The organism is Streptomyces sp. SID14478 (genome assembly GCF_010548525.1).
Classification (GTDB): domain Bacteria; phylum Actinomycetota; class Actinomycetes; order Streptomycetales; family Streptomycetaceae; genus Streptomyces.
In genome coordinates this window covers 1-4,398 of the sequence record NZ_JAAGMG010000054.1, presented here as the reverse complement: position 1 = coordinate 4,398, position 4,398 = coordinate 1, and the positions used below count along the sequence as shown (strand labels likewise).

The 4,398-nt window shown below is 73.5% G+C and carries 2 protein-coding genes and 2 pseudogenes; all 4 read right to left on the bottom strand.

Translation table 11 applies throughout. The features are described from left to right. Positions 1-172: pseudogene (locus G3I40_RS48065) on the bottom strand (serine/threonine protein kinase); the annotation flags it as partial. After that, on the bottom strand, positions 173-1,846 hold the full coding sequence (locus tag G3I40_RS01910; RefSeq protein WP_164300389.1) for a serine/threonine-protein kinase: 1,674 nt from the start codon (positions 1,844-1,846) through the stop codon (positions 173-175). Between the two features lie 195 nt (positions 1,847-2,041). After that, positions 2,042-3,622: a serine/threonine-protein kinase gene (locus G3I40_RS01905; RefSeq protein WP_164300388.1), complete on the bottom strand. Its 1,581-nt coding sequence runs from the start codon at positions 3,620-3,622 to the stop codon at positions 2,042-2,044. 95 nt (positions 3,623-3,717) lie between these two features. Further along, positions 3,718-4,398 (bottom strand): annotated as a pseudogene (locus tag G3I40_RS01900) (serine/threonine protein kinase); the annotation flags it as partial.

The window sequence follows — 4,398 nt, the reverse complement described above, 5'->3', positions numbered from 1 at the left end:
CGTGCGGGTCGCCCGGCAGCCGCGGCTGCTTCACCGCGACGTCCCGGCCGACGAGTTCGTCGGCCGCCCGCCACACGGTGCCCATCCCTCCGGCGCCGATCCGCTCGACGAGCCGGTAGCGGCCGCCGATCAGCCGACCGTCCCCCGTGGCCGTTCCCCCGTAGCCGTTCACTCAGGGACTCTCCGCGATGTCCAGGTTGGTGATGACGTCGTCGGCGACCCGGCGTCCCCGCTCGGTGAAGTCGCCCTTGCCCGGGTAGACGATCGACACCCGGTACATGTCGCCGCCCTTGTTCTTGAAGTAGAAGAACCGGACCTCGCGCGGCCGGGGGTTCGTGCTGTCGTCCGTCATGTACGCGACGGTGTTCTGCGCGGCGTCCTGGTCGTGGAACTTGGCGTCGTCGTCCGGCGCGGTCCTGGCGCCCTGCGGCATGTCCAGACCCGAGTCGCCGTCGTTCTTGAACTTGGTGTCGTCGTCGTACATCTGGGCCCGCGCGGAGCCCTTGATCTGGTTGAGCGAGTCGTTCTTCTTGCGGGACAGGTTCACCCCCACCCAGACGCTGCCGCTCCAGTCACTGTACGTCACCCAGTCCTTGTCGGTGTCGGTGTCTGCGGGCCGGCCCACCTGGTAGTCGGCGGGCACGGCGACCGTCACGCCGAGCGCCTTCTCGGGGTGCTCCTTCCACCCGTCCGGCAGCGGCCCCGCGAACGGGTCGGCGATGACCAGGTACGCCGCGACGGCCAGGGCCACGACCCCCGCCCCGATCCCGATGAGCGCCTTGCGGCCCAGGCGCAGACCGCCCTGGGCGGAGCCGATCCGCACGACCTGGGTGGGCGCCTGCGCGGGCGGCTCGGCGGCACGCTCCAGCAGGGCGCGGACCTGCGCCGCGTTCGGGCGGTGGGCCGGGTCCTTCTGGAGGAGGCCGTTGATGGCGTCGGCCAGCGGGCCCCGCGCGGAGGCGGGCGCGGCCGGGGTCGCGTTCAGGACGGACTGCAGCGTCGCCGGGGTGTTGCTGCGGCGGAACGGCGAGACGCCCTCGGTGGCCGCGTACAGCACGACACCCAGCGACCACAGGTCGGACGCGGGACCGGGCCGCTGGCCCAACACCCGCTCGGGCGCGATGAATTCGGGCGAGCCGACGAAGCCGCCGGTGTCGGTCAGGTTCGTCTCGCCCTCGATCTGGGCGATGCCGAAGTCGGTGAGGATCACGCGGTCGTGCCGGCCGAGCATGACGTTGTCCGGCTTCACGTCGCGGTGCAGGATGCCGGCGGCGTGCGCGGCCTCCAGCGCGCCCAGCACCTCCAGGCCGATGCGCGCCGCCTCGCGCACGCCCAGCGTGCCCTCCTGGAGCGCGTCGCCGAGCGAGCGGCCCTGCACGAACTCCATGACGATCCACGGCTGTCCGTCCTCGACGGCCACGTCGTGGACGTTCACGACGGCCGGGTGGTCGAGCCTCGCCGCGGCGCGCGCCTCGCGCCGCATCCGCTCGAAGGCGTTGGACCGCTCCCGTTCGGGGAGGTGGTCGGGGACCCGGGGTTCCTTGACGGCGACCTCGCGGTCCACCGTCTCGTCCTTGGCCCGCCACACCGTGCCCATGCCACCGTGGCCGAGCTTGCTCAGCAGCCGGTAGCGCCCGGCGACGAGCCGGCCCGTTCCCGGTTCGGCCCGCTGCTGCTCCGGCACGGCCCGGGTGGGCTCCGGCTGGGGGTAGCCGTACGACGGGGCCTGGGCCGGCTGCGCGTACGGGTTGCCCTCGTGCGGCACGTGCGCCTGCTGCTGCGGTGGTTGCAGGCCGAAGCTGGTGGGATCGTTCGGCCCCTGCAATGCTCCCCCGTTGTCACTCATGGCTCCATCACTACCGTGCGGGACACCCCCGGTTCCACCCGGGTCACGGACTTGTGACCGCGCTGTGGCGCCACGTCCCGCCATTCCCCCGCACAAGCGTCATTTCCGTCGGCGAGGTGCCCCTGCCCGCGAGGTGCGCTGTCCCGGCGAGTGGTCGCTGTCTGCGGACCGCATCGCCCTTGCCCGGGCGGGACGTCACCGTCCGGGCGCCGCGACGAACGTGTCGACGGCCGCGTCGAAATACGCGCGCGCCTCACCGGTCCTGCCGACGGGCGCCGACACCCACACGTCGTACATCCGCCCGTCCTCCTCCCAGCACAGGTCGACGGTGTGCCGGGCGCCCTCGGCGGCGCTGAACCCGTCCCAGCTGAACTCCCACAACGCGGCCTCCTGCCCGTCGTGCGAGGTGTCGGTGACCTTCCCGTCCCGGTAGCCCGGGTTGTTGCGCGGCCCGTCGGCGGCGGCCCGCCGCTGGACGTCGCCGGGCCCGCCGGCCTGCGTGCCCGTCACCTTGACGCCGATGCGGAAGACCTTGCCCGGTGACATGTAGAAGACCCGGGGCCCGTCGAGCGAGCGCGTGAAACCGTCCGGCACCGCGAGGCTGAACCCCTTGGCGTCCTCGGCGATCCGGTACCCCTGCGGCGCGCTGGGGCTGGGCGTCTCGGTGCGGGTCTCCTGCCGGGTGACGGTCACGGTCGGCGTGGGCGACCCGGTCGCGGATGCGGTACGCGACGACCCGGGCGCCGCGCTCGACGGCCCCGCCGGGGAGTTGTCGCCGTCGCCGGCCAGCAGCGCGGCGGCCGCGATCCCCGCCCCGGCGAGGGCCGCGACGAGTGCCGAGGCCACGAGCAGCACCCGGGTCGGCACCCGCCGGCGACGGAGCGCGGGCACGTCGCGCTCGGTCGGCGAGTACGGCACCCGGTGCGGGGCGTACTGCGGGGTCGACCCCGTGGCCACGTACGCGCGCAGCAGCCGCTCGGCCTCGTCGAGCCCCATCCGCCGGACCGGTTCCCGCTGCAACAGCCCCTGGATGACCGGCAGCAGCGGCTCGGCCTCGATCGGCGGCCGTATCTCCTCGTACACGACGGCGTGCAGGATGCCGCCCAACGAGTCGCGCCGGAACGGGGATTCGCCGGACACCGCCGCGATGAGCAGCGCCCCCAGGGACCACAGGTCGGCGCCCGCACCGGCCCGGTCGCCCGACATCCGCTCGGGCGCGGTGTACTCGGGCGAGCCGACGAAGCCGCCGGTCTCGGTGAGCGTCGTGGCCCCCTCGACCTGCGCGATCCCGAAGTCGGTGAGCACGACGCGGCCTGTGCCCGGCTCCAGCAGGACGTTCGCGGGCTTGAGGTCGCGGTGCAGCACCCCGGCGGCGTGCGCGACGCGCAGCGCGCCGAGCAGCGCGAGTCCGATCCGCGCGGCCTCGACGGCGTCGACGGACCCGTCCTGCGCGAGCCGGTCGGCGAGCGAGCCGCCGCTCACCAACTCCATGACGATGTAGGGCCGTCCGTCGTGCAGCACCACGTCGTGCACGACGATGATGTGCGCGTGCCGCAACTGGGCGACGGCCCGCGCCTCGCGCAGCATCCGCTCGCGCTGCTGGCGCGCCTCGTCCTCGGACAGCGTCTCGTCGACACCGAGCTCCTTGACGGCGACCTGCCGCCCGAGCAGCGTGTCGGCGGCCCGCCAGACGACGCCCATGCCGCCCCGCCCGATCACGGCCTCCAGCCGGTAACGCCCGGCGATCACACGGACGTTGCCCCCCTCGGTCCCCATGCGTCCCATCATGCCGCACGGGTGTGCGGCAGGAGTGGAGCGATCCGGTCAGGCGTCCCGCACCCGCCGATTTCGCCGTGGGTCCACGCGTGGGCCTACGCCGGGGGCTGCCACCCGCGCAGGATCGCGTCGAACTGCTCGCGCGCGCCGGTCCACTTCTCCGCCGGTACCGACAGGTAGATGGCGTACTCCGTGCCGTCCTCGGTCCGGTAGGTCTCCTCGATGGCGTGCCGGGGGCCGGACGTCGCGTCCTTCGACCCGGCCGTCCAGGTGAACTCCCACAGCGAGCCGTGCCGGTCCCGGAACATGTTGGAATCCAGCGCCACCCGCTTGTAGCCGGGCAGTTTGCGGCTCAGGTTCTTCTCCAGGTCCAGCTGGTGCTGGTACGAGTCCCGCCACTGCGAGTTCTTGTCGATGGCGATGCGGACGAACCGCTGTCCGCCGTCCGGCGTGTAGTCGATCTGGTTCCCGTTGGCCTGCCGGTTCTGCCAGCCGGGAGGCAGCATCAGGCTGAATCCCTCGACGTCGTTCACGCGCACCCAGTCGTCCGGGATCGCGCCGGACTTGGAGCCCTGCGACCCGCCCTTGTCCTGGCCGTCCTGGCCGTCCTGCTTGCCGTTGGCGTCCCCGGACCCGTCCTGGCCGCCCGCGTCCTGGGCCGACGCCCCGCTCCCGTCGTCGCGGTGGTCGGCGTAGTACATCGCCCCGGCCGCGCCGCCGCCCCCGACGAGCAGCGCCGCCACGACGACGGCGAGCACCCGGGGCCAGCGCCGCCG

Excerpts from the sequence above, each read along its gene's own strand:
- G3I40_RS01910 (WP_164300389.1), bottom strand. The coding sequence starts at position 1,846 with ATGAGTGACAACGGGGGAGCATTGCAGGGGCCGAACGATCCCACCAGC.
- G3I40_RS01905 (WP_164300388.1), bottom strand. The coding sequence starts at position 3,622 with ATGGGGACCGAGGGGGGCAACGTCCGTGTGATCGCCGGGCGTTACCGG.